Here is a 24,135-nt window from a genome sequence, read left to right as displayed (position 1 = left end):
CTGTCACGCCGGTGAAATATCCGCTGCAAGCCTAGCGTTTTGACTCGATCAGGTCCCAGAGATTGCCATAGAGATCAGCGAAAACCGCCACAGTGCCATAGGTCTCGTGCCGGGGCGCCTCACGGAATTCGACGCCCTTTTCGAGCATCAGCGCATGGTCACGGGCAAAATCGTCGGTTTCGAGGAACAAAAAGACTCGCCCGCCGGTCTGGTTGCCGACGGCGTGCCTTTGCGCATCGCCGGACGCCTCGGCGAGAAGCAGCCGCTCGCCCTGCCCGTTGCCCGGCGTGATCGTGACCCAGCGTTTGCCGCCGCCAAGATCGACATCTTCGGTGAGGACAAAGCCCAGCCGGTCGACATACCACGAGATCGCCTCGTCATAATTTGCGACGATAAGCGCGACGGTGGCAATGCTGCGGTGTTCGGCAAAACCGGTCATTTGTTCCTGATCGAAAAACGGCCGATGATGCGGCGCTCGGTGATGTCATAGACGAAGATGGCGCGGCTGCCGTCGGCCAGCTCGGCGTCGATCGAGAGGTGATTGCCGGAGAGCGATTGACTGATCACCCTGGCGCCGACCGGCAGCACGATGTCGCCGTTGACTGGCTCGCCTGCCGGCACCTGGATGTCGCTGCTCAGCGGAGGGCTGACAGGCGGCGCGTTGCGCGCTTTGTAGACAAGCGCCGCGATCACCACCATAAGGGCGAGGAACAGCAGGCCGAGATTTATGGCGACGAAGCGGACGAGCTTCCTCCGCACCTTTTCGACCTCGGGGTCGAGCGGCTTTTCCTCGTCTTCGTCGGCAGGCGGCCGGGCCATGGCAGCAGATTCCGGAACTGTTTTCGATGAGCGCTCATAACGAAGAGGCCAGACAATTAATAGGGGCCGGACCGATCGTGCTGGAGGCGGGCGCCGATGCGGCCGGCCAGCGGCTCGACCAATGGCTTGCGGCCAGGCTCGGCCCCGACATGTCGCGCAGCCGCGTGCAGATGCTGATAAGGCAGGGCGCGGTCAGGATCGGCGGCAGGCAGGTCGACGAGACGAAGCGCAAGATGGCACAAGGTGACAGCGTGTCGGTCGATATGCCGGAGCCGGAACCGGCGGAGCCGCAAGGCGAAGAAATTGCGCTGGACGTCCTCTACGAGGACAGCGCGCTGATCGTCATCAACAAACCGGCCGGGCTGGTCGTGCATCCCGGCGCCGGCAACTGGACCGGCACGCTGGTCAACGCGCTGATCCATCATTGCGGCGACAGCCTGTCGGGCATCGGCGGGGTGAGACGGCCGGGCATCGTCCATCGCCTCGATAAGGAGACCAGCGGCGTCATGGTCGTCGCCAAGACCGATCGCGCCCACAAGGCGTTGTCGGAGGCCTTTGCCGACCACGGCCTGACCGGCGATCTCGAGCGGGCCTATCTGGCGTTGGTCTGGGGCATACCGGCGAGGCCAACCGGGACGGTCGACGCGCCGCTCGGCCGCGCCGCCGACCGGGTACGCCGCGCCGTGGTACCGCAAGGCCGCGACGATGCCCGCCATGCCATAACGCATTTCACCGTCGTCGAGCGCTTTGGCGAGCAGCAGCAGGAATTCGCCACGGCGAGCTTGGTCGAATGCCGGTTGGAAACCGGCCGCACCCACCAGATACGCGTCCACATGGCTCATATCGGCCATCCGGTGATTGGCGATCCCGAATACGGCCAGGCTTTCCGCACCAAGGCCAATCGGTTGCCCGAGCCGCTAAGGAGCAAGGTAAAGGCGTTTCCGCGACAAGCTTTGCACGCCCGCCTCCTTGCATTTCGGCATCCGGATACCCATTTAACGATGAGGTTCGAAGCACCGATACCGTGGGACATGGAGGAACTCGTCGACGGCTTCCGCAAGCTCTGAACCAACCACCCGAAAACCTGACCGGCGTTGTTCACTTCAACGTGACACACTGTTTCGTGTTGAACAAATGCCTGTCTTTCTGGTTTTGTTCCTATATATGTCGGTTGGCGCGAATGTGCCTTTGGCATTCGCGCCACATGCCCGCCGCGTTTCGGGGGCATCACTCCAATAGAGAGGGGGCGCTATCATGGCCCAGTCATTACCCAGTATCGTTTCCGGCGAAGGCGGTCTCAGCCGCTACCTGGAAGAAATCCGCCGCTTTCCGATGCTTCAGCCGCAGGAAGAGTACATGCTCGCCAAGCGCTACGCCGAGCATGAGGACACCACGGCTGCGCACAAGCTCGTCACCAGCCACCTTCGGCTCGTCGCCAAGATCGCCATGGGCTATCGCGGCTATGGGCTGCCGATCGGCGAGGTGATCTCGGAAGGCAATGTCGGCCTGATGCAGGCCGTCAAGAAATTCGAACCGGAGCGCGGCTTCCGTCTCGCCACCTATGCGATGTGGTGGATCAAGGCCTCGATCCAGGAATACATCCTGCGCTCGTGGAGCCTGGTCAAGATGGGCACCACCGCCAACCAGAAGCGCCTGTTCTTCAACCTGCGCAAGGTGAAGGGCAAGATCCAGGCGCTCGACGAAGGCGATTTGAAGCCCGATCAGATCACCGAGATCGCCACCCGGCTGAACGTCTCGGAAGCGGAAGTCGTGTCGATGAACCGCCGTCTGTCGGGCGACGCCTCGCTCAATGCGCCCATCCGGGCCAGCGAAGGCGAATCCGGCGAATGGCAGGACTGGCTGGTCGACGACCACGAAAGCCAGGAAGAGATGCTGATTGAGCAGGACGAGCTGGAAAACCGGCGCGGCATGCTGTCCGGCGCTCTTGCTGTGCTCAACGACCGCGAACGCCGCATCTTCGAGGCGCGCCGCCTCGCCGATGAGCCGTTGACGCTGGAAGAGCTGTCGGCCGAGTTCGATATCAGCCGCGAGCGCGTGCGCCAGATCGAGGTGCGCGCCTTCGAGAAGGTGCAGGACGCGGTCAAGGCCGCAGCCAAGCGCCAGATGCAGGCGCTGCGCACCATCGAGGCGCAGCCGGCGGCATAAGGCGTTCCAAGAGAAACAAATAACGGCGGCGTCAGGTAACTGGCGCCGCCGTTTTGTTCTAGCGCGCCGCGTTCGACCGGCCTTGTGCGACGCGCTTTAGTTTCTTGTTTTAGGCATGTCGATATCGCAAAACCGCTGCACACTTTTGCGCGACATGCATCAGCGGTTGCCGGTTCCGCGGCGCCTTCGCGGATGTCCTATGCGCCGCCATAACTGCTCAGTAGCCTTGCCATGGCGTGTGCAGACGATCTCATTGATAGCGGCATTATCGCAATTTTCCCCAAGCCCTGGAAACCGCAACGCTGCAAGCTGTGGCGACAATGTTCCGGCGCCGACCGCGGCATTCCACAACCCGGCGCTTGCGGCAGGCGGGTGCGACAACGGTCCGCCGGGGCTGCGCCGGGCAGTTGAGCTCGTCTATTGAAAACGAAAGGCAGTATGACGATGACGATTTCTGCGTTTCTGACCGCTCTCGTATCCGAAGGTCCGCCAGCCGACCGAGCGAAAGACATGGCCCTGTATGGATGGCTAATTGGAAGCTGGGAAATGGACTCGGTCCACTACCTCGACGACGGCACAATCCAAAAATGGGATAGCGAATGCCATTTTGGCTGGGTGCTCGAAGGCCGCGCGATTCAGGACGTTTGGATCAGGCCCAAGCGCCCTGCGCCGTCGACGATGTATGGCACGACCTTGCGCATCTTCGACCCTGGGATCGATGGCTGGCACATCATATGGAACGACCCGCTCAACCGGGATCACTCGCGCCAGATCGGCCGGGCCGAGGGTAAGGACATTGTCCAGCTCGGCAATGACTCGCGCGGTCTGAAAACTCGATGGCGTTTCACTGAGATCGCTGCCAACAGCTTCCATTGGATCGGCGAGGAGAGATCTTCCGAGAGCGATCCTTGGCAAATCACGTATGAACATTTGGCCCGCCGAACAAAACCCTGACGCAGGACTGGCTGGCATCCGCGCCGCTCCTCATTCGGCTGCCGCACCTTATCCTCGTAAGTTACCTATCGGAGGCACACATCGCAAAAATCGAATCAGGATCAATAACTTGGATGACCATCTCGGAACGATGAGGGCGGCGCCGAGTTTGAATGGCATTGTAGTGCCAGCGACCCATCTCCTCACAGGCAATCGAGCGGAAATTTCAGATAGCGCCGCCCGTTGGATTCCGGTTCCGGCAGGCGTCCGCCATTCATATTGACCTGCAGCGCGTGCAGAATCAGCCGCGGCATCGGCAACGTCCTGTCGCGGGCTTGGCGGAGCGCGACGAAGTCGGCTTCCGTCTTGCAGCCGGCAACATGGATGTTGCCGGCTTTCTGCTCCGCGACCGTGCTTTCCCAGCGCGCTTCGCGGTCACCCGGCTGGTAGTCGTGACCGACGAACAGACGTGTCTCGTCCGGCAGTGCCAGAATATCCTGGATCGAGTGCCAGAGCCGCTCGGCGCTGCCGCCGGGAAAGTCTGTCCTTGCGGTGCCGCTGTCCGGCATGAACAGCGTGTCGTGGATGAAGGCGGCGTCGCCGATGACGTAAGTTATCGAGGCCAGTGTGTGGCCCGGCGAAAACAGCACTCTTGCCGGAAGGCGGCCGACCGAAAAAGTTGCGCTGTCGGCGAACAGCCTGTCCCATTGCGAACCGTCGGCGGGGAATTCCGGCCAGTTGTAGATCACCTTCCACAATTTCTGGACGTCGATGACCTTTTCGCCGATTGCCGTCGGCGCTCCGGTTCTCCCCCTCAGATAATGGGCGGCGGAGAAATGATCGGCATGCGGATGCGTGTCGAGGATCCACTCGACCTCCAGCCCGCTTTCCCTGACGAAGTCGAGCAGGGCGTCGGCGTTTTTCGTTGCCGTTGCACCGGACCTTTCGTCGAAGTCGAGCACCGGATCGATGATGGCGCATTTGCGGGTCGCCATGTCGGCGACCACATACTGGACGGACCCGCTCGGCTTGTCATAGAAGCCGGTGACCTGCGACCTGGCCGATAATGCGTCCAATCCCAGCCTCCTTCGCCCCTCACCACGGCAGGAAGGATTTTCTCTGCCACGGCAAATTAAAGGCATGGTTGTCCGTCAACCAGGCATCGTCAAGCACCCCATGCTCACACGGCCAGGAAAACCAAAAATTCTCTGTGCCGCCTCTGCCTGCTCAGGCAGAAGGCTGCTTGGTTTTCCTGAGATATGGCAGGATCGTCTCATAGGCGCCGAAGCGCTTGATGGCATCCTCATTCGAGACGGCAGCGGTGATGATGACGTCCTCGCCCTGCTTCCAGTTCGCCGGCGTCGCCACCTGGTGCTTGGCGGTCAGCTGCATGGAATCGATGGCGCGCAGGATTTCGTCGAAGTTGCGGCCGGTCGTCATCGGATAGGTGAGAACCAGCTTGATCTTCTTGTCGGGCCCGATGACGTAGACCGAACGCACCGTGGCATTGTCCGCGGGCGTGCGGCCTTCCGAGCTCTCGCCGGCACCCGCCGGCAGCATCTCGTAGAGCTTGGCGACCTTGAGATCCTTATCGCCGATCAGCGGGTAGTTCACCGAATGACCGGTCGCGGTCTTGATATCGTTCTGCCATTTTCCGTGGCTTTCGACGGGATCGACCGAGATGCCGATGATCTTGACGTTACGCTTCCTGAACTCGCCTTCGAGCCCGGCCATCGTGCCGAGTTCGGTCGTGCAAACCGGCGTAAAGTTCTTCGGATGGCTGAACAATACCGCCCAGCCGTCGCCGATCCATTCATGGAAGCTGATCGGTCCTTGCGTGGTCTCAGCGGTGAAGTCCGGTGCGATGTCGTTGATACGAAGGCTCATGGCGTGTCCCTACCTTGTGAGTGCAGATCGCAGCCGGCGTTGACCGGCGCTGCTTTTGCCTTTCTACCACTCCGGCGTCATCCTTCAAACGGCTGTTGCGCCGGCATCAAGGCCGGCGGCGAAATATTTTCATTGCTTCTCGGCAAATGCAGCAGGAATCTTCGCTGCGCTGGCTCAGGCCTTGTTCACTGCCAGCGTCGTCGCCAGGTCTTCCATGCGCTGGGCCAGCGCGCCAAGCGCCCCGGTCAGCACGGAATCGTTCTTGTCGGCCTTGGTCAGTGCATCGTCGCGCGTCTTGCGCAGCGTCAGCACTTCGCTTTCCATGCCCTTGACCCGCTTTTGCAGTTCTGAAAGCTCGTCCATGACCATGATGCCGGCCATCACGGTCAGCCGCTGGTCGCCGATCTCGCCAAAAGAATCCTTCAGATGCGAGACATAGCGGTCGAAGCGCTCGGCAAGATCGATCAGATGCTCTTCCTGGCCCTCGTCGCAGGCCATCCGATACTGCTTGCCGTCGATGGAAACCGTGACTTGTGCCATTGGCCTACCTGTCCAGTACCGCGCGGATGGTTTCCATAGCTGTAACCAGCCTTCGCGACACTTCCTTGTTGGCATCTTCCAGCCGTTCGGCGCGGGCCTCGGAATTGTCGAGCTCCTGCGCCAGCCGCGAGCGGTCGGCGTTCATCCGCTGCACTTCGGCCTCGGCTTCCGAATAGTCCCGCTCGTGCTCGAGCTTGGCCGCGACGGCGTTTTCCAGCCCTTCGATGGCCTTACCCAGCCTGGCAATGACTTCCTTGAGGGTCGTTTCCCCGGTCATGGCTTTCGTCCTGCGCCCTGCCCATCACCGAATCATCCACGTTCAGAACGCGTTATCCCTGAAACATTACGCGCCGTGTGAACCGCCCGTCAATAAAGCTGTCGCGACTGTCCCCTGCTAACACTAATGTAAGTGCTGCATGGCCATCACAAGACCGGCAAAAGCACACCGATTTGTTGACTAAAAGGCCGCGCCTGCTATGTGTCGCGCACCCTTTTCAAGGGCTCTCCCAAGGGCCAAACCCCCATTTTGGAGGAAGCATGACCTCGCGCGAACAACATGACCGGATGGCCAATGCGATCCGTTTTCTCGCCATGGACGCCGTCGAGAAGGCAAATTCCGGCCACCCCGGGCTGCCCATGGGCTGCGCCGACATCGCCACGGTGCTGTTCACCCGCTTTCTCAAATACGATCCGAAGAACCCGCATTGGCCGGACCGCGACCGCTTTATCCTGTCGGCCGGCCACGGCTCGATGCTGCTTTACTCGCTGCTCTATCTGACCGGCTACGAAGACATCACCATCGACCAGATCAAGCAGTTCCGCCAATTGGGGTCGAGGACGGCGGGCCACCCGGAATACGGCCATGCCGCCGGCATCGAGACGACGACCGGCCCACTCGGCCAAGGCCTTGCCAACTCGGTCGGCTTCGCGCTCGGCGAGCGCATCATGAATGCCGCTTTCGGCAACGACCTCGTCGACCACTACACCTATGTGCTGGCCGGTGACGGCTGCCTGATGGAAGGCGTATCCCAGGAAGCCATTGCGCTTGCCGGACATCTGAAGCTGAACAAGCTGATCGTCTTCTGGGACAACAACAACATCTCGATCGACGGCCCAGTGTCGCTGGCCGACAACACCGATCAGGTCGCCCGCTTCCAGGCGTCCGGCTGGAACGCCAGCCATATCGACGGCCAGGACCCGGAAGCGATCGCCTATGCCATCGAGGCGGCCCGCCACTCCGACAAGCCGACGATGATCGCCTGCAAGACGACGATCGGCTTCGGCGCGCCGACCAAGGCAGGCACCAACAAGGCGCATGGCTCGCCGCTCGGCGCCGAGGAAATCGCTGGCGCCAGAAAATTCTTCGGCTGGGATTATCCGCCGTTCGAGGTTCCGGCCGATATCCTTGACGCATGGCGTACCGCCGGGCGGACCGGCGTCAAGGCGCGCACCGACTGGGAAAGCCGCCTTGCCAAGGCCGACGCCCAATTGCGCGCAGAGTTTGAACGTCGCATCAGCGGCACGTTGCCGGCCAACTTCGACGCTGTCATTGGCGATTACAAGAAGAAGCTCGCGGCCGACCAGCCGAAGGTCGCCACCCGTAAGTCATCGGAAATGGCGCTGGAGGTCATCAACGGCGCCGTGCCCGAAACCATCGGCGGCTCGGCCGATTTGACCGGCTCCAACAACACCAAGACCAGCCAGACCAAGAACATCACTGCCGACGATTACGGCCAGCGCTACGTCCATTACGGCGTTCGCGAGCACGGCATGGCGGCCGCGCTCAACGGGCTGACATTGCATGGCGGCATTATCGCCTATGGCGGCACCTTCATGTGCTTTTCCGATTATGCCCGTCCGGCGATGCGGCTTGCTTCGCTGATGGGCATCCGCTCGATCTTCGTCATGACCCATGATTCCATCGGCCTTGGCGAAGACGGCCCGACCCATCAGCCAGTCGAACATCTGGCAGCACTTCGCGCCATTCCAAACCACAATGTCTTCCGCCCGGCTGACGCGGTGGAAACCGCGGAATGCTGGCAGTTGGCCATTGAATCGGAAAAGACGCCTTCGACATTGGCGCTGACCCGGCAGAACCTGCCGACGGTACGCAACGACTTCGTTGCGGAAAACCTCTCCAGCCGCGGTGCCTATGAACTTGCCGCCGCCAGTGGCGAGGCGGCTGTGACGATCTTCGCTTCGGGCTCCGAGGTGGAGATCGCGCTGGCCGCCCGCGAGGCCTTGGAAAAGCACGGCCACGCGACCCGCGTCGTCTCGGTGCCGTGCTTCGAATTGTTCGACAAGCAGAGCGCCGACTATCGCAGCAGGACGATCGGCAATGCGCCGCTCAAGATTGCCATCGAAGCCGGCATCCGTCAGGGCTGGGATCACTTCATCGGAACCGACGGCATCTTTGTCGGCATGACCGGCTTCGGTGCCTCCGGCACCATCGAACAGCTCTACCCGCATTTCGGCATCACGGCCGAAGCAACGGTGAAGGCGGCGGAAGCCCGTCTGCACGGCAAATGAAAGTGAGCCCCGCCCGGCAAAGGCTGGCATAGCGGTTTTGCCGGGCGGCGGGGCACTAATCGATTTAAATCCAAGCCTCGGCGGCTGGATTCTTTGCCCGTCCGCCGTTATGAAGCTGCGGACTTGATCTTCGGCCTCCAACTCCCAGGGAGAGAACAATGACCGTCAGAGTTGCCATCAACGGATTCGGCCGCATCGGCCGCAACATCCTGCGCGCCATCCATGAATCCGGCCGCAAGGATATCGACGTCGTCGCGGTCAACGATCTCGGCCCGGTCGAGACCAACGCGCATCTGCTGCGCTTCGACAGCGTGCATGGCCGCTTTCCGCACGAGGTGACGGTTGACGGCGACCAGATCATCGTCGGCAAGGAAAAATTCAAAGTCACCGCGATCAAGGATCCGACGCAACTGCCGTGGAAGGAGCTCGGCATCGACATCGCGCTCGAATGCACCGGTATCTTCACCGCCCGCGACAAGGCCGTCGCCCATCTGACCGCCGGTGCCAAGCGCGTTCTCGTCTCCGCTCCGGCAGAGGGCGCCGATCTCACCGTCGTCTATGGCATCAACCACGACAAGCTGACCAAGGACCACATCGTCATCTCGAACGCCTCCTGCACCACCAACTGCCTGGCGCCGCTGGCGGCCGTGCTGAATGAGGCGGTCGGCATCGAGAAGGGCATGATGACGACGATCCATTCCTACACCGGCGACCAGCCGACGCTGGACACCATGCACAAGGACCTCTACCGCGCCCGCGCCGCCGCGCTGTCGCAGATTCCGACCTCGACCGGTGCTGCCAAGGCCATCGGCCTGGTACTGCCCGAGCTCAAGGGCAAGCTCGACGGCATCTCCATCCGCGTGCCGACCCCGAACGTCTCGCTCGTCGATTTCAAGTTCATCGCCAAGCGGCCGACCACCGTCCAGGAAATCAACGACGCGGTGATCACTGCCTCGAACGGCAAGCTGAAGGGCATCCTCGCCATTACCCGTCACCCCAATGTTTCGATCGACTTCAACCACGATCCGCATTCCTCGATCGTGGCGCTCGACCAGACCAAGGTCATGGACGGCAACTTCGTTTCGGTGCTGTCGTGGTACGACAATGAGTGGGGCTTCTCCAACCGCATGGGCGATACCGCCGTCGCCTTCGGCAAGACCATCGCCTGATCGCAGAACCATCTTCTCGACCTGGAAGACGCCCGGCTCAGTCCGGGCGTTTTTCGTTGCAGCACCAACCGCCGAGGCACGCTCCGCCGCTCGGGGATGCCAAAACTTTCGACGATCGGCAGCGTGGGGCAAAAAGCCACGCTGCTGCCTTGCAGCGGCCATGTCTTCGCCCCACTCTCCCGTGATGCCGGAGCATATCGACTAGGGGCGACCAACGAATGGAGCATGGTATCTATCTGGTGACGCTCGTTGGCGCAGCTCTTGTCGTTGCCGCCGCGTTTTCGAGCCTGATCGCCTTCCGTTTCGGCGCCCCTCTCCTGCTGCTGTTTCTCTGCATCGGCCTCGCCACCGGAACCGACGGTCTCGGCATCCATTTCGACAATGCTCGAGTTGCTTATTTTGCCGGCTCATTGGCGCTGGCGGTCATCCTTTTCGATTCCGGCTTCGGCACGCCGCTCAACGCCTTGCGGCAGGCGGCCGGGCCGGCGCTGTCGCTGGCGACCTTCGGTGTCCTTTTGACCACCGGCCTGTTCGGCGCCGCCGCCTATTATCTGCTCGACCTGACCTGGCTGGAATCCTTCCTGCTCGGTGCCGCCGTCGCCTCGACCGACGCCGCGGCGGTGTTCTTCCTGCTGCGCGCCGGCGAGATCAATTTGCGCGAGCGCGTGCGGTCGACGCTCGAGGTGGAATCCGGCACCAATGACCCGATCGCCATCTTCCTGACCATCACGCTGGTCGAGGTCATCGCCGCCAACACCCACCCCGAGGCCAAGGTGCTGGTCACCGATCTTGCCGTCGGCTTCCTTGTCAACATGGGGCTCGGCGCGGTCATCGGCATTCTCGGCGGCATGGCCATCGTGCGCCTTGTCGATCGCCTCAATCTCGATCACGGCCTGCTGCCGATCTTCGTGCTGACGCTGTCGCTGATGGTGTTCGCTGCCGCCGGCGCCGTCGGCGGCTCCGGCTTCCTGGCGGTCTATCTCGCAGGCCTGATTGCCGGCAATTCCGATATCCGGGCCGTCACCATCCTCAAGCGCTTCCAGGACGGCATGTCGTGGCTGGCGCAGATCATCATGTTCCTGATCCTCGGCCTGTTCGCGACGCCTTCGCAATTTCCGGCGATCCTGGTGCCGGCAGTGCTGCTCGGCCTGTTCCTGATATTTGTGGCACGGCCAATCGCGGTCTGGCTGTGCCTGGTGCCATTTCGGCTGCCACGCCCGGAAGTCGCCTTCGTCTCATGGGTCGGCCTGCGTGGCGCCGTGTCGATCCTGCTTGCCATCACGCCGCTGCTCGGCGGCCTTGAGAACGGCCGCCTCATCTTCAACACCGCCTTCATCATCGTGCTGGTCTCGCTGATCATCCAGGGATGGACCGTCGGCCCGCTGGCGCGCCGCCTCGGCCTTATCGTGCCGGCCCGCCTGGGACCGCTCGACAAGGTCGAATTGGAGCTGCCGGGCTCCGCCCATCATGAGCTTCTCGCCTACCGCGTGGCACCCGGCAGCCCGGTGGCGCGCGGCGAACGCATTCCGCGCTGGGCGCGGCCGTCGCTTGTGTTGCGCGACGGACGCTCGATGCGCTTCCAGGACATGGGCCGGCTGGCGGCCGGCGACCATGTCTACATCTTCGTGCCAGACCGCTATCCGCGCCTGCTCGACAAACTGTTCGCCAGCCGTGCCGTGGTCGATCCCGAGGATGCGGACTTCTTCGGCGCCTTCGCCGTCGATCCGTCACGCTCCGCCGAGGAACTGGAGACCGCCTATGCGCCGGGCCTGACCGAAGCGGAACGCAAGCTCAGCATTGGCGACCTGGTCACTACGCGGCTCGGCGGCCACGCCGAATACGCTGACCGCGTGCTGCTCGGTCCGATCGAGCTGATCGTCCGCGACGTCGACGACAAGGGCAGGATCACCGGCCTTGGCCTGTCCTTTGAGCCGACCGCGCCGGTGGCGCGCGTTCCGGTATTCCTCAGCGCCGGTGAAATCCGCGACCGCATCGCCGCGTTCATCCGCAACCGGCGTAAGCCGGCTGAAGCGCAGGCTGTCGAGGCGGCGGCCGAGATGGAACCGGTCCCGCAGCCCGTGGTGGAAAAGACAGCTGGCGAAGGCTGACCGCTGTCCACCCGAGCCGCGGAACCCTGCCGCGAGGCTGAAGAATGGCTCGGCAACTGGCGTGGCGGGCCCATGTGGTCCGACATCGCCGGAAAGGATCCCGATCGGTCGGCTGCGAGGGCATCCGGCCTATCAGTCGCCAATTCTCCGGCGCGCCATAGGGGCGCTTTAATTGTTGCGGGCCGCGACGAACTCCGCCGCTTGTTTCAGAAGCGCGGCTTGTTCGCCAAAAGGCTCGAGCAGCGCATGAGCCTGGTCGACGAGGCCATGGAGCTGGTCCCGCGCCCAGCCCGGTCCGTGCAGCGCGACCAGCGTCGCCTTGCCGGCCGCGGCATCCTTGCCGGTCGCCTTGCCCATCTGATGCGCGTCGGCGGTCAGGTCGAGCAGATCGTCGGCAAGTTGAAAAGCAAGCCCGATCGCCGAACCAAATTCGGCCAGCCTTTCGCGGTCGCCCGACGGCGCGCCGGCAAGGATGGCTCCCGCTTCGCAGGCAAAGCGGATCAGCGCACCGGTTTTCATCGCCTGAAGCCGGATGATGCCGGCCTCGTCCGGCCGGCCTTGTTCGGCCTCGAGATCGAGCATCTGGCCGCCGACCATGCTTCCCGCCCCGGCGGCGCGGGCCAGTGCCAGCACCAGCGCTGCCCTGCGCTCGGCCGGCAGCATTGTCGCCTCGTCGGCAAGGATGTCGAAGGCAAGCGTCAGCAAGGCGTCGCCCGCAAGAATGGCAGTCGCCTCATCGAAAGCCCTGTGTACGGTCGGCTGGCCGCGGCGCAAATCGTCGTCGTCCATGGCCGGCAGATCGTCATGGATGAGCGAATAGCAGTGCACGCATTCGAGCGCCGCCGCGACGCGCAGCGCTGCCTCGCCGTCGGCTGAAAACAGTGCAGCACTTTCCATGACCAGGAAGGGACGCAGTCGTTTGCCGCCGTTCAGCACGCCATGTCGCATGGCCGCCATCAGGCGTTCGGGCCGCGCGACCTCGCCTGAAAGCGTCCGTCCGTCGAGCAACCGCCTCAGCAGCGCCTCGAGCGGAACTGCCCGGGCAATAAGTGCAGCTTCGAACGCCATTTGGTCGTCTTTCGTCATGGTCGGGAGCGGTAGCCGACACTCAGACGTTGCGCAAGAAGCCAAGCGCCATTATGCCGGGGGGCAGGGAGTAGCGCGGACTGGGTGGCTTGGCGGAACCGATCGTCGATCACGAAACCGAAGGGTTGGACATGGCGAGACCGAGACGCGGCAGCCGCATCGGTCTTCAACGCTGGGTCCGGCGCGGCATCGCCGTCGCCGTCGTGCTGGCGCTGGTGCCGGTGGTGCTGACCTTCCTATACCTGCCGTCATTCGTGCATCCCGTGTCGACATTGATGCTGAAGGACCTGGCGACGTTTTCCGGCTACGATCGGCGCTGGGTTTCCATCGACGATGTCGCGCCGGTGCTGGCATATTCGGTCATCATGTCGGAGGATGGGCAGTTCTGTTTCCATCGCGGCGTCGATCTGGGCGAGTTGCGCGGCGTCGTCGACGATGCGCTCGCCGGCGAGATGACGCGTGGCGCCTCGACCATCACCATGCAGACGGTAAAGAACCTTTATCTATGGTCGCGGCCGTTGGGCTCGGTCCGTAAGGTCGTCGAACTGCCGCTGGCCGTCTATTTCGATGCGGTGCTGTCGAAACGGCGGATCATGGAGATCTACCTCAACATCGCCGAATGGGGACCGGGCATCTACGGCATCGAGGCCGCCGCCCAGCATCATTTCGGCGTCTCGGCAAAACAGCTGTCGCGCCGGCAGGCAGCGCTGCTTGCCGTCACCTTGCCGAACCCGATCATGCGCAATCCGGCGAAGCCCGGGCCGGGACTGAGGCGGCTTGCCGCGTTGATCGAACGGCGCGCAGGCCGCGCCGGCGCCTATGTCGGTTGCCTGCGATAGTGTCAAAAAAAAACACGGCGACGCTGGCCAAAACGCCATCGGGCGTGTATAGGCAGCCGACTTTCTCAGATTCCGGCCCCTGATGTGGCCCTTTCACGAGGGCCGCCGGGGCGTTTTGACCATGTAGTGGAGCATATCCATGGCCGTTCCGAAACGAAAAACCTCTCCGTCGAAGCGCGGCATGCGCCGTTCTGCCGACGCACTGAAGGCCCCGACCTATGTCGAGGACAAGAACTCCGGCGAGATGCGCCGTCCGCACCATATCGACCTGAAGACCGGCATGTATCGCGGTCGCCAGGTTCTGGAGCCGAAGGAAAGCTGAGAGAGCTCTCGACGGTTTATGGGTTGCGAAACGACCGGCCATTGGCCGGTCTTTTTGCGTTTGCGACAACTGATCGTATCAGCCGGGCCTGGCATTGTTGTTTCACGCCGTCTTTGTCCGTGTTTGCTGGCCACACGAAAATTCTTGACGGCGAACGCCGGGCGCACTCTACAAAGATCAGTCCAACCGGAGCCGCCACATGTTCGGTGCCATCCCGCTGCTGATCGTGCCTTTCATCCTCTACAATCTCGGGCTTCTGGGAATATTCGGCAGCGGCGACGATCCGTGGGCGACCGAAATGTTTTCGGTCCGGATGATGTCGGGTGGGGTGTTCTCGATGACCCTCGGCGATCTCATCGTGCTGATTGCACTGATCTTCTTGTTCGTCGAAGTGGTGAAATCGACGCGCACGACAAATGCCTCGATCATGGACCACCTTTTGTCGACCTTCGTCTTTGTGGCCTATCTGGTTGAGTTCCTGCTGGTGAAGGGCGCCGCCCATTCCGTTTTCTTCACACTGATGGTCATAGCGCTGATCGACGTGCTGGCCGGCTTTTCGGTGTCGATGCGGTCGGCCAGCCGCGACATCAACATGAATTAATGATCCCGGCTCAGCCCGGGTCGGCGCTAAAGCCAGCCGCCTCGATGCCGGCGATGGCTGCCGTTTCGTCATTGTCGGACGTGTCGCCAGAAATGCCGACGGCGCCGATGATCGTGCCGGCCTCGTCGCGGATCAGCACGCCGCCGACGACCGGCAGGACGCGCCCGCCCGACACGTCGGAGATGCCGGCGATCAGATGCGGGCGCTCCTTGGCGAAAGCTTCGACCCGGCGCGAGCCCATGCCGATAGCGAGCGCGCCATAGGCCTTGCCGGCCGACATTTGCGGACGCAGGAACGAGGCGCCGTCCTGACGCTGGAACGCGACCAGATGGGCGCCGGCGTCGAGCACCGAGACGCCAAGCGGCCTGAGCTTGAGCTCGGCACCCTTGGCAAAGGCGGCGGCGATGATTTCAAGGGCTTTGTCGAGCGTCAGTGCGGTCATGGCGGTCTCCTAAACGCGCCAGTTATCAACCGGCAGAAAGATCCCAGTGAACTGTTTGGCGTGCGAAATGAAGTATGCGTCTGGGCGCGCCGGCTTATTTTTTCTTGGCGCGAGGCTTCTTCACCGGGGCCGGAGGCGCATTGGCCAGGTCTTCCGCTTCCTTGGCGAGGCGCAGCGCCCGCAGCTTGTTGGTCTTGGCCTGGCGAGCGTCGCTCTCGGCGACATATTCCGCCATCGCCTTCTGGCGAACCGTGGCTGCCTCTTCCTGTTTCTTGAAACGCAAATCGGCCCGCGCACGGGCAGTGTCCTTAGAGTTCTCGACCAAGAGCGTTATCCAATCCCGTGAATTATCTTCAGTCCCTTGATAGCAGAGCCAGCCCGCAATTGGGAAAATAAGTTGGTCATCGCACCGGATCGCAGCCGATGCCCCGCGCGTTGCGGGCGATCACCGCATCGTATCCGGCCTGCAAAGTCGCGCGGACGGTGGGCTCGAATGGGGCAGGAGACGCACCCAGATGCTCGTGGCGCAATTCGTTCATGAACTTATCCCACATCGGCGGGCCGCCCTTTTCCAGAAGTTCGGCACGGATAGAGAGCTCTTCGCTGACCGGCAGCCAGACGCGGCCCCAGGCGCCGAGATGCGCCAGGATCGGCACCAGCGTGATCGCCATTTCGGTCAGACTGTAGATCGCCTTCTGCTTGTGGGAGGGATCATCCGCCTTGGTCAGCATGCCGAGCCCCATCAGCCGCTTCAGCCGGTCGGCGAGGATGTTGGAGGCGATGCCCTCCATCGAGCCGTTGAGCAGTTCGCGAAAGTGGCGTCTGCCGCCGAAGATGATGTCGCGAAGGATGATCAGGCTCCACCGGTCGCCGAACACTTCGAGCGACAGGTTGATGGGGCATCCGGACCGACGATCGATGTTCATGCGAATCTCCAAAAACCGGTTGCATTATCGTATCGGTTTTAATATCGTGCAACTGATTGCAAATTGCAATCGGATTGGAAGCCCAAGGAGGAAGGCCATGAGAAACGCCGAACACCCCGAAATCGTATCCCAGACCTTCGGCGATCCGGCCCATCCGGCGGTATTGTTGATCATGGGCGCCATGGCTTCCATGCTCTGGTGGCCGGAAGCGTTTTGCCGGAAGCTGGCCGGCGAGGGTCGCTTCGTGATCCGCTATGACAATCGCGATACCGGCCGTTCGACCAAATACGCGCCGGGCGAGCCGCCTTATACATTCGACGACATGGTGGACGATGCCATCCACGTCCTTGACGACCACGGAATCCGAACGGCGCATGTGGTCGGCATGTCGATGGGCGGCATGATCGCGCAGCTCGTTGCGTTGAAATATCCGTCGCGTGTCACTTCGCTGACGGTGATCAGCAGCTCGCCCCTGGGCATCGACACATCGCATCTGCCCGGAACCACCGAGGCCTATAGGAAACATTCGGCCGAAGGCGCCAAGGTCGACTGGGCGGACCGGGGCCAAGTGGTCGATTTCATCGTCAAGGACGCGCATGCGCTCACCGGTGCCGCGCACTCTTTCGACGAGCAGCGAACGCGGGCTTTCGTCGAACAGGATTATGACCGGTCCGGCGGTTTTCTAAGTGCGACCAATCATTTCATGCTCAAGAGTGGCGAAGATGGGAGCGGCGAAGACTGGACGGGTCGGCTGCGCGACATGAAAACCCCGCTCCTCGTTATCCACGGCACCGACGATCCCATCTTTCCAGTCGAGCATGGCGCCGCTCTTGCCGACGCGGTCGCCGGTGCAAGGCTGCTCCGGATCGAGGGCGGCGGCCACGAGCTGCATCCCGACGACTGGGCCGCGATCATCGATGCCATCGTCACCCACAGCCAGGCCAAATAGGGCCGAGCGTGACCCCGACACCGAATTTCCGCGAGACGAACCCCCTAAGGAACGACAAACAATGTCCCTTACTATGCATCTTCATCCACTGGCCTCCTTCTGCTGGAAGCCGCTGATCGCGCTCTATGAGAACGGCACGCCATTCACATCAGTCGTTGTCGATCTCGGCAATGAACAGTCGCGCGCGGCGTTCCTGAAATTGTGGCCGCTCGGCAAGATGCCGGTACTGCGTGATGAAGCGCTGGACCGGACCGTACCGGAATCGACGATCGTCATCGAATATCTCAACGCGTATTATCCTGGGCCGGTCGAACTGATCCCCGCCGATCTCGATCTCGCTCGCCAGGCCCGGCTCGCCGACCGCTTCTATGACTTCTACGTCCAGGAACCGATGCAGAAGATCGTCGGCGACCGGCTGCGGCCGGAGGGCAAGACCGATCCGTTCGGCGTCGAGCAGGCCCGCGCCCAGCTGCGCAGCTCCTACGCCATCATCGAACGGGACATGCCGTCGAGGACATGGGCGGTGGGTGCGAGCTTCACCATGGCCGACTGCGCTGCCGCCCCCGCGCTGTTCTACGCCAACAAGGTCGAGCCGTTCGGAGACGAATATCCTGCGGTTAGGCGCTATCACGACCGGTTGCTGCAACGCCCCTCGGTTGCCCGTGTGATCGAGGAAGCGCAGCCTTATTTCAAGCTCTTCCCCTACAACAATGGCTAGAGTAGTCCATCGTTTCACGGAAACGCCGAACGCTCTATCTCTTTGTTTTTGCGCAATTCCGGACGGAAAACCGTTTCACACTTTTCCGGGAATTGCTCTAGGCCCGAAGCTGCACAGTTGCCGACGCGCTGATGACGCCCCTCAGCTTCCGGGTGAGCCGAGCTGCTCCGCGTCCCAGAACTGGTCGAGCCAGATGTTGAGCTTCAGGAAGCCGGCATTGCTGACCGTATAGACGCGCCTTGTGCCTTCCGGCTTGGCGTTGACCAGCCCGGCATCAAGCAGCACCTTCAGGTGCTGCGAAACGGCCGGGCGGGACACCGGCAAGCCGGATGCCAATTCGTTGACGGTCTTCGGTCCGCGCCGGAGCTCTTCCAAGAGATGGCGCCGGTTGGGATCGGCAATCGCCATGAAGGCGTCGGAAAGCATCATGCCTTATTTGTGGGACAAAGCGCCTCGAATCTCAACTGTCGGTTTCAGCTTTTCTGCGCGGGTCGAGCCGCAACGCTTCCGGCGTCACCGAGCGATCGGCCGGCTGGGTCTTGAAGGCATCGCGGCCTTCGATCGGCACCGGCGCACGACGGCTGATCCGCAGCAGCGTATAGCCGGCCAGGCTGAGATGCGCGAGCGCAGTAGCCAGGAACAGCCCCTCGGGGCGCATCCAGCCCATCAGGCCGGCGGCCACCAGCGGACCGATCATCGTGCCGAAGCCATAAAGCAGCAGCAGGCCGCCCGACACTTTGACGAAGTCCTCCGATCGGGCATGGTCGTTGGCATGCGCCACCGCGATCGAATAGAGCGTGTAGGCAAAGGCGCCGTAGGCGGCGGTGCAGACGATGACGAAGACGCCGGAGCGCGGTTCGAACAGGAAGATGGCGATGGCAAACAGCGCAGCGCCGAAAGCCGCACCCGCCAGCACGAAACGACGGTCCGTTGTGTCGGAGAGCCGTCCGGCCGGAAGCTGCATGGCGGCGCCGGCAATGACCACGAGGCTCATCATCAGCGCGATCTCGGCTGTCGAGATGCCGATGCGAGCGCCATAGACGGCACCAAGTGTACCCCAGGCGCCGTTGGCGATGCCGATCAGCACGCAGGCGATCGCCGAGACCGGCGAATTGATGTAGAGCCCTTTGACGTCGAGCGACACGTCCTGCAGCGGCTTGGGGTGCGACGCCGTCGAGACCGCCGTCGGGATCAGCGACAGGCAGAACAGAATGCCGGTGATCATGAACAGCGACGCCGATTTCACATCGCCGCCGGCAACGATCATCTGACCGCCCATGATCGAGGCATAGGTGACCATCATGTAGAGGCCGAAGACGGTGCCGCGGTTTTCGTTGGTGGCCTTCTCGTTCAGCCAGCTTTCGATGACCATGAAGGCGCCGGCCATGGTGAAGCCGGTGAAGGCGCGCAGCAGGATCCAGGTATATTCGTCGATGATCAGGCCGGTGAGCAATGCGACGATCGCTCCCGATGCGGCAAAGGCACCGAAAGCCCTGACATGACCGGCGCGGCGCACGATGCGTGGCGCAAAGAAGCAGCCGGTGACGAAGCCGCCAGCCCAAGCCGTGCCCATCAGGCCGAGCGATGCCGTCGAGAAGCCCTCCACCTGACCGCGCAGCGGCAACAGCAGCCCATGCAGCCCAGATGCCGCCAACAGGAACGCGGTGCCGCGCAGCAGCGAGAGGATCGGTCTGTAGCTTGCGAACATTTTTCAATCCGGCTGGGGGGTTGGGGCACAAGTCTGGAGACAGCGGCATTCGGGCTTTTCGGCGGCGTGCCCGAGCTTTTGGAATTACCCGCAGTACTATCCGCGGCGAAACAGCGCCTCTGCCGCCGACTTGGTGGAGCCCTTGGTCTTGAGCTCGGCTTCCAGCCGGGCAATCTCGTCGCGCAGGATGCCGATCCGCTCGGACAATTCATCGACGGAAAGCAGCGACAGATCCTGCCCGATCTCGTGCGGGCGCGCTTTCTTCTTGGGTTCGTCGTCGAAGATCGCCATCGTCGCTCCTCCGTGATTGCCCATTTGCCTGATTTGCCAATGAGCATACATAGGGCAAGGGTATGGATGCAAATGGCCGGTAAGAGCTGGCACGAGAAACCGGCGAAGCACGACGGGAAAATTCATGGCGAACGCACAGAAAATTCCGGCAAAGATGATGGCGATCGCCATATCGGAACCGGGCGGGCCGCGGGTGCTGAAACCGGAAACCCGCGACGTACCGGTTCCCGGTCCCGGCGAGATCCTGATCCGGGTGCGGGCCGCCGGCGTCAACCGGCCGGACGTGCAGCAGCGCAAGGGCGCCTATCCGCCACCGCCGGGAGCATCGGATCTGCCGGGCCTGGAAGCGGCAGGCGAAGTCGCTGCCCTTGGTGACGAGATATCGCGCTGGCGCGTCGGCGACCGGGTCTGTGCGCTGACGGCGGGCGGCGGCTATGCCGAATATGTCAGAGTGCACGCCGGCAGCGTGCTGCCGCTGCCCGCCGGCTTTACCTACACCGAAGCGGCGGCGCTCCCGGAAAACTACTTCACTGTTTGGCACAATGTCTTCGAGCGCGGCAGCCTGAAGAGCGGCGAGACGCTGCTCGTGCATGGCGGCTCGTCGGGTATCGGCACCACGGCGATCCAGCTTGCTGCCGCTTTCGGCGCCTATGTCATCACCACCGCCGGCAGCAAGGAGAAATGCGAAGCCTGCCTGAAGCTCGGCGCCGACCGGGCGATCAATTATCGCGAGGAGGATTTCGTCGCGGCGGTCAAGGAGGCGACCGAGGGCCGCGGCGCCAACGTGATCCTCGACATGGTCGGCGGCGACTATGTGGCGCGCAACTACGAGGCTGCGGCGCTGGAAGGCCGCATCGTTCAGATCGCCACGCAGGGCGGGGCGGTTGCCAGCGCCGATTTCTCGAAACTCATGGTCAAGCGGCTCGTCCACACCGGCTCGACGCTCAGGCCGCGCACGGTCGAATTCAAGGCGGCAATCGCCGCAGCACTCGAGGCGCAGGTGTGGCCGTTGCTCGGCAGCCGCAAGGTGGCGCCCGTCATGGATATGATCTTCCCGCTCAAGGAGGCCTGGCGGGCGCATGAGCGGATGGAAGACGGCGAACATATCGGCAAGATCGTGCTCGACGTCGGCTAGGAACGTATCGTCCGAGACGCACGCCCCAACAAGCTGAATGAAAGCTTAATGCTGCAATGCAACAATTGCATTGCGGCCATGCAAAAGCGTCTGTTCAATTCCTGAGCAGCGATGCCTATTTACGCGTCATCGAAACGAATGATCCAACGAAATGGAGGACTACCATGAACCCGATCCGCGCTTTCCGTAACTGGCGCATGTACAACGAAACCGTGCGCGAACTGAACCGGCTGAATGCTCGTCAGCTCAACGACCTCGGCATCACCCGCGGCGACATCGAGAGAATCGCCCGCCAGGGGCTTTGATCTCGAGCACGATCCCACCCGAAGACCGGGCGCTGCTTTTCCGCAACGCCGAGCCGCGGTTCGGGATCACGTCTTAGAAGCCAGAGCCGTAGCAGACGGATTTCCGTCGCCGGTTCCGAGCCCGCCCGACCTTGGTCTGGCGGGCTTTGTCTTTTTGAAGCTTCGATTGCATGGCGTCATGTGCCGACCCTTCGCGGTCTGCTGGTCGCGCTGCCATGCCGTGCTTGACGCGCCTTCCAAAAACATTGCGAAACGGCGAGCGAGCGGTTATATAGACCGCGATTTTCCCATTTTGGTGGCTCTAAACCACCGCCCGCGCGGGAACGCGGGCGAACGAGAAGGATTTTTGTAATGGCCAATACGCTGCTGATGCCAAAGGCGACCGCCGTCTGGCTGGTTGACAACACAGCGCTTTCTTTCGAGCAGATCGCGCAGTTCTGCGGACTGCATCCGCTTGAGGTCAAGGCGATCGCCGACGGCGAGTCGGCGCAAGGCATCAAGGGCATGGACCCGATCATGACCGGCCAGCTCACTCGCGACGAGATCGCGCGCGCCGAGAAGGACCCGAACCACCGGTTGAAGCTCTCCGATCCCAAGGTGCGGGTGCCGGAATCCAAGCGCAAGGGTCCGCGCTACACGCCGCTGTCGAAGCGCCAGGACCGGCCCAACGCCATCCTCTGGCTGGTGCGCAATCATCCCGAGCTCAAGGATGCGCAGATTGCCCGCCTTGTCGGCACGACGAAGTCGACGATCGACCAGATCCGCGACAGAAAGCACTGGAACTCGGCCAATCTCCAGCCGATGGATCCGGTGACGCTCGGCCTGACGTCGCAGATCGACCTCGACATGGAAATCAACCGTGCTTCGCGCGGCCGCGAGCAGGCGCAGCCGGTCGGCGATACGCTGCTGCCGGCCGCCTTGACCGAACGGCTGGTGCCGGCGCCGGAAAAACCAAAGGACGAGGACCGCGAACTCGACGCCAACGCCGTCTTCGCCAAGCTTTCGGCGCTGAAGTCGAAGGACAAGGATACGGACGAAGAGGAATAGAGGTCTCGCATCCAAAACAAAAAGCCCGCTTTCAAGCGGGCTTTTTTGCGATCTTCCGTGTCAGCTTCGCGCTGCCCGGTCCGGCGCCATGCCATAATCCTCGCTGCGCTCCACCGCGCGATAGAAATCGGCGAGCTGTTTGCCGCGCTCCGGCTTGAAGGTGCGGCCGGCGATCACCACCGAAGCGATGCGGTCGATGCGGAAGGCGCGGAAATCGCCGCGCATCTCGCACCAGGCGACCAAGGTCCACACCTTGCCCCAGAACCACAGGCCGAGCGGGCGGATATCGCGCGCTGTGCTGCGGCCGGCCTCATCCGAATAGTCGATGGTCAGCACCTGGCGTTTCTCGATGGAGCGCTCGATCAGGTCGATGGCTTCGCGGGCGGCATCGCTTACCACCCACATCGGCGTGTGGATCTCGGTACGGGCGATGCGGTCCTTTTCGGCGTCGGGCAACACGGCGCCTATCTTGACCAGCGCCTCGTCGGCGGCTCGCGCCATGGCCGCGCCGCCAAAGGCGCGCACCATGCGGGCGCCGGCGACCAGCGCGACGATCTCGTCACGCGTGAACATCAACGGCGGAAGGTCGAAACCCTCCCTCATCATGTAGCCGACACCGGCCTCGCCGTCGATCGGCACACCGGTCGACTGCAGGTCGGCGATGTCGCGATAGATCGTCCGCTCGGAAACCTCGAGCCACGTGCCCAGCTTCTGGGCAGTGACCAGACGGCCACCACGCAGATGCTGCACGATCTGGAAGAGCCTGTCGGCGCGGCGCATCGTATGGTCCCTCGGCGTCTATCGTTCCAGCCCTTCGCGCTTGCGCTGCGCGGCGACGAATGCCGCGCCGAAGGACAGTTTCCTCGTTGTCGGCGTGCTTGCATCGAGCATCCGCCAGAACGGCGCAATGTCGCTCAGCGCCATGCCACGCTCAAGATCCTCGTTGGCGGCCTCGGCGACGGTGCGCAGATGATAGCCGATGGTGACCGGACATGTCACCTCGGCACCGTGCTCGATGCCGAGAGCGGTGCGCAAAGCGCGGATATCCATGTCCATGCCTTCGGGGATGGAGCGGATGAATGCATCGACCTGGCGAGCTGTAGGAACCAGCATTGGCTGGCCTTCGACGACGTCACCGATGGTGCGCGGCGACGGTTTTTTGCCGTTGATGCCAGGCGTGTTCAGCCTGTCGTTCCAGCTTTTCATCGATCGTCCTCTCGGCCATCCGGCTCCGGCGGCCATCGCACTATGGCACGAGCCTCCTGACACCATACTGTCAGGAGGCTTCAGCATGTCCATTTCAGCTCGTCGCCAGGTCGCATCCAAACGCCACGCAGAAAGCTTGCCTCAATTGCCGCCATTGCGGCGGTCGCCATACATGTCCGGCCAACCAATATCCTTGCGGATGTCCGCCGGCAGGGTATTCATGAACCGCTGGGTGCGGATCTCATTGCGCATCGTCCGGATCTTGCCGACATAATGCTGCACGCTACGCAGAATGGTAAAACCGTTCATTGCTGGTCTCCTCTCTTTCGATGCAGGCACTATCGCACACCCCTGCTGACAGCAGTCTGTCAGGAGGGTGCAGCTCTCGTGACCGGCATCCCGATTTGTC

At 62.5% G+C, this 24,135-nt stretch carries 30 protein-coding genes; 14 read left to right on the top strand and 16 right to left on the bottom strand.

Annotation, left to right across the window (positions count from 1 at the left end; genetic code table 11):
• Positions 1–31: 31 nt before the first annotated feature.
• Together NKH23_RS21980 and NKH23_RS21975 are read right to left on the bottom strand one after the other, a co-directional pair.
• Complete coding sequence (locus NKH23_RS21980; RefSeq protein WP_352910038.1) at positions 32–439, bottom strand: VOC family protein; 408 nt, start codon at positions 437–439, stop codon at positions 32–34.
• Positions 436–819, bottom strand: a complete 384-nt coding sequence (locus tag NKH23_RS21975; protein ID WP_353035325.1) for a fimbrial protein — start codon at positions 817–819, stop codon at positions 436–438. The genes NKH23_RS21980 and NKH23_RS21975 overlap by 4 nt, the downstream gene beginning before the upstream one ends.
• A gap of 26 nt (positions 820–845) precedes the next feature.
• Here NKH23_RS21975 and NKH23_RS21970 point away from each other — a divergent pair, with 26 nt between their 5' ends.
• The 3 genes from NKH23_RS21970 (at position 846) to NKH23_RS21960 (ending at position 3,939) form a co-directional block, all read left to right on the top strand.
• On the top strand, positions 846–1,886 hold the full coding sequence (locus NKH23_RS21970; protein WP_352910033.1) for an RluA family pseudouridine synthase: 1,041 nt from the start codon (positions 846–848) through the stop codon (positions 1,884–1,886).
• Positions 1,887–2,073: 187 nt separating this feature from the next.
• Positions 2,074–2,985 carry an RNA polymerase sigma factor RpoH gene (rpoH, locus tag NKH23_RS21965; protein ID WP_023720954.1) on the top strand — a complete coding sequence of 304 codons (912 nt, stop codon included), beginning with the start codon at positions 2,074–2,076 and terminating at the stop codon, positions 2,983–2,985.
• A gap of 438 nt (positions 2,986–3,423) precedes the next feature.
• Positions 3,424–3,939 carry a hypothetical protein gene (locus tag NKH23_RS21960; protein WP_353035323.1) on the top strand — a complete coding sequence of 172 codons (516 nt, stop codon included), beginning with the start codon at positions 3,424–3,426 and terminating at the stop codon, positions 3,937–3,939.
• 182 nt (positions 3,940–4,121) lie between these two features.
• Here the strand turns inward: NKH23_RS21960 and NKH23_RS21955 are convergent, their stop codons facing one another.
• From NKH23_RS21955 to NKH23_RS21940, 4 genes are all read right to left on the bottom strand, one after another.
• Positions 4,122–4,994, bottom strand: coding sequence for an MBL fold metallo-hydrolase (locus tag NKH23_RS21955; RefSeq protein WP_353035321.1), 873 nt, complete (start codon positions 4,992–4,994; stop codon positions 4,122–4,124).
• Positions 4,995–5,145: 151 nt separating this feature from the next.
• Positions 5,146–5,805, bottom strand: coding sequence for a peroxiredoxin (locus NKH23_RS21950; protein WP_023720958.1), 660 nt, complete (start codon positions 5,803–5,805; stop codon positions 5,146–5,148).
• A 174-nt stretch (positions 5,806–5,979) separates the two neighbouring features.
• On the bottom strand, positions 5,980–6,345 hold the full coding sequence (locus NKH23_RS21945) for a cell division protein ZapA (RefSeq protein WP_254816554.1): 366 nt from the start codon (positions 6,343–6,345) through the stop codon (positions 5,980–5,982).
• Between the two features lie 4 nt (positions 6,346–6,349).
• Positions 6,350–6,622 (bottom strand): DUF4164 domain-containing protein, encoded by a 273-nt coding sequence (locus NKH23_RS21940; RefSeq protein WP_006200774.1) that lies wholly within the window; start codon positions 6,620–6,622, stop codon positions 6,350–6,352.
• Between the two features lie 260 nt (positions 6,623–6,882).
• On the opposite strand from NKH23_RS21940, the gene tkt reads away from it, so the two are divergent.
• From tkt to NKH23_RS21925, 3 genes are all read left to right on the top strand, one after another.
• Positions 6,883–8,874: a transketolase gene (tkt, locus tag NKH23_RS21935; RefSeq protein ID WP_352910028.1), complete on the top strand. Its 1,992-nt coding sequence runs from the start codon at positions 6,883–6,885 to the stop codon at positions 8,872–8,874.
• A gap of 158 nt (positions 8,875–9,032) precedes the next feature.
• The gene (gap, locus tag NKH23_RS21930; RefSeq protein ID WP_352910026.1) at positions 9,033–10,043 is read left to right on the top strand and encodes a type I glyceraldehyde-3-phosphate dehydrogenase; all 1,011 of its coding nucleotides are present in this window, start codon (positions 9,033–9,035) and stop codon (positions 10,041–10,043) included.
• A gap of 218 nt (positions 10,044–10,261) precedes the next feature.
• Positions 10,262–12,151 carry a potassium/proton antiporter gene (locus NKH23_RS21925; protein WP_352910024.1) on the top strand — a complete coding sequence of 630 codons (1,890 nt, stop codon included), beginning with the start codon at positions 10,262–10,264 and terminating at the stop codon, positions 12,149–12,151.
• 168 nt (positions 12,152–12,319) lie between these two features.
• Here the strand turns inward: NKH23_RS21925 and NKH23_RS21920 are convergent, their stop codons facing one another.
• Positions 12,320–13,237, bottom strand: coding sequence for a polyprenyl synthetase family protein (locus NKH23_RS21920; RefSeq protein WP_352910021.1), 918 nt, complete (start codon positions 13,235–13,237; stop codon positions 12,320–12,322).
• 80 nt (positions 13,238–13,317) lie between these two features.
• On the opposite strand from NKH23_RS21920, the gene NKH23_RS21915 reads away from it, so the two are divergent.
• The 3 genes from NKH23_RS21915 to NKH23_RS21905 all read left to right on the top strand — a co-directional run bounded on the left by NKH23_RS21915 (position 13,318) and on the right by NKH23_RS21905 (position 14,999).
• Positions 13,318–14,076 (top strand): biosynthetic peptidoglycan transglycosylase, encoded by a 759-nt coding sequence (locus NKH23_RS21915; RefSeq protein ID WP_353035348.1) that lies wholly within the window; start codon positions 13,318–13,320, stop codon positions 14,074–14,076.
• A gap of 139 nt (positions 14,077–14,215) precedes the next feature.
• The gene (gene rpmF, locus NKH23_RS21910; RefSeq protein ID WP_006203806.1) at positions 14,216–14,398 is read left to right on the top strand and encodes a 50S ribosomal protein L32; all 183 of its coding nucleotides are present in this window, start codon (positions 14,216–14,218) and stop codon (positions 14,396–14,398) included.
• 199 nt (positions 14,399–14,597) lie between these two features.
• Positions 14,598–14,999: a hypothetical protein gene (locus NKH23_RS21905; RefSeq protein ID WP_023720966.1), complete on the top strand. Its 402-nt coding sequence runs from the start codon at positions 14,598–14,600 to the stop codon at positions 14,997–14,999.
• Between the two features lie 10 nt (positions 15,000–15,009).
• On the opposite strand, the gene NKH23_RS21900 is transcribed toward NKH23_RS21905, so the two are convergent.
• The 3 genes from NKH23_RS21900 to NKH23_RS21890 all read right to left on the bottom strand — a co-directional run bounded on the left by NKH23_RS21900 (position 15,010) and on the right by NKH23_RS21890 (position 16,367).
• Positions 15,010–15,441 carry a GlcG/HbpS family heme-binding protein gene (locus NKH23_RS21900; protein ID WP_352714321.1) on the bottom strand — a complete coding sequence of 144 codons (432 nt, stop codon included), beginning with the start codon at positions 15,439–15,441 and terminating at the stop codon, positions 15,010–15,012.
• Between the two features lie 94 nt (positions 15,442–15,535).
• The gene (locus tag NKH23_RS21895) at positions 15,536–15,766 is read right to left on the bottom strand and encodes a hypothetical protein (protein ID WP_023678501.1); all 231 of its coding nucleotides are present in this window, start codon (positions 15,764–15,766) and stop codon (positions 15,536–15,538) included.
• Between the two features lie 76 nt (positions 15,767–15,842).
• Positions 15,843–16,367 carry a winged helix-turn-helix transcriptional regulator gene (locus NKH23_RS21890; RefSeq protein ID WP_352910016.1) on the bottom strand — a complete coding sequence of 175 codons (525 nt, stop codon included), beginning with the start codon at positions 16,365–16,367 and terminating at the stop codon, positions 15,843–15,845.
• 97 nt (positions 16,368–16,464) lie between these two features.
• Here NKH23_RS21890 and NKH23_RS21885 point away from each other — a divergent pair, with 97 nt between their 5' ends.
• Positions 16,465–17,316, top strand: coding sequence for an alpha/beta fold hydrolase (locus NKH23_RS21885; RefSeq protein ID WP_352714325.1), 852 nt, complete (start codon positions 16,465–16,467; stop codon positions 17,314–17,316).
• Between the two features lie 61 nt (positions 17,317–17,377).
• The gene (locus NKH23_RS21880) at positions 17,378–18,034 is read left to right on the top strand and encodes a glutathione S-transferase family protein (protein ID WP_353015095.1); all 657 of its coding nucleotides are present in this window, start codon (positions 17,378–17,380) and stop codon (positions 18,032–18,034) included.
• 141 nt (positions 18,035–18,175) lie between these two features.
• Here NKH23_RS21880 and NKH23_RS21875 read toward each other — a convergent pair whose 3' ends face one another.
• The 3 genes from NKH23_RS21875 to NKH23_RS21865 all read right to left on the bottom strand — a co-directional run bounded on the left by NKH23_RS21875 (position 18,176) and on the right by NKH23_RS21865 (position 20,033).
• Entirely contained in the window at positions 18,176–18,463 is a 288-nt protein-coding gene (locus tag NKH23_RS21875) for an ArsR/SmtB family transcription factor (RefSeq protein WP_023678497.1), read from the bottom strand.
• A 31-nt stretch (positions 18,464–18,494) separates the two neighbouring features.
• A complete protein-coding gene (locus NKH23_RS21870) occupies positions 18,495–19,742 on the bottom strand; it encodes an MFS transporter (protein ID WP_352910014.1) in 1,248 nt (415 codons plus the stop codon).
• A gap of 96 nt (positions 19,743–19,838) precedes the next feature.
• Positions 19,839–20,033: a DUF1192 domain-containing protein gene (locus NKH23_RS21865; protein WP_023678495.1), complete on the bottom strand. Its 195-nt coding sequence runs from the start codon at positions 20,031–20,033 to the stop codon at positions 19,839–19,841.
• 124 nt (positions 20,034–20,157) lie between these two features.
• On the opposite strand from NKH23_RS21865, the gene NKH23_RS21860 reads away from it, so the two are divergent.
• The 3 genes from NKH23_RS21860 to NKH23_RS21850 all read left to right on the top strand — a co-directional run bounded on the left by NKH23_RS21860 (position 20,158) and on the right by NKH23_RS21850 (position 22,520).
• On the top strand, positions 20,158–21,168 hold the full coding sequence (locus NKH23_RS21860) for an NAD(P)H-quinone oxidoreductase (protein WP_352910012.1): 1,011 nt from the start codon (positions 20,158–20,160) through the stop codon (positions 21,166–21,168).
• A gap of 164 nt (positions 21,169–21,332) precedes the next feature.
• Positions 21,333–21,473, top strand: coding sequence for a DUF1127 domain-containing protein (locus NKH23_RS21855; protein ID WP_352910010.1), 141 nt, complete (start codon positions 21,333–21,335; stop codon positions 21,471–21,473).
• A gap of 351 nt (positions 21,474–21,824) precedes the next feature.
• Entirely contained in the window at positions 21,825–22,520 is a 696-nt protein-coding gene (locus NKH23_RS21850) for a DUF1013 domain-containing protein (RefSeq protein WP_352714330.1), read from the top strand.
• Between the two features lie 60 nt (positions 22,521–22,580).
• Here the strand turns inward: NKH23_RS21850 and NKH23_RS21845 are convergent, their stop codons facing one another.
• The 3 genes from NKH23_RS21845 to NKH23_RS21835 all read right to left on the bottom strand — a co-directional run bounded on the left by NKH23_RS21845 (position 22,581) and on the right by NKH23_RS21835 (position 24,035).
• Positions 22,581–23,300 (bottom strand): helix-turn-helix transcriptional regulator, encoded by a 720-nt coding sequence (locus NKH23_RS21845; protein ID WP_023678491.1) that lies wholly within the window; start codon positions 23,298–23,300, stop codon positions 22,581–22,583.
• 18 nt (positions 23,301–23,318) lie between these two features.
• Positions 23,319–23,726: a hypothetical protein gene (locus NKH23_RS21840; RefSeq protein ID WP_352910007.1), complete on the bottom strand. Its 408-nt coding sequence runs from the start codon at positions 23,724–23,726 to the stop codon at positions 23,319–23,321.
• A 141-nt stretch (positions 23,727–23,867) separates the two neighbouring features.
• Entirely contained in the window at positions 23,868–24,035 is a 168-nt protein-coding gene (locus NKH23_RS21835; RefSeq protein ID WP_254816537.1) for a hypothetical protein, read from the bottom strand.
• Positions 24,036–24,135: the final 100 nt, after the last annotated feature.

It is taken from the genome of Mesorhizobium sp. M1328, from assembly GCF_040318075.1.
Classification (GTDB): Bacteria; Pseudomonadota; Alphaproteobacteria; order Rhizobiales; family Rhizobiaceae; genus Mesorhizobium.
Note: the sequence above shows the minus strand (reverse complement) of the source record. Positions and strands in the feature narration are given on the sequence as shown.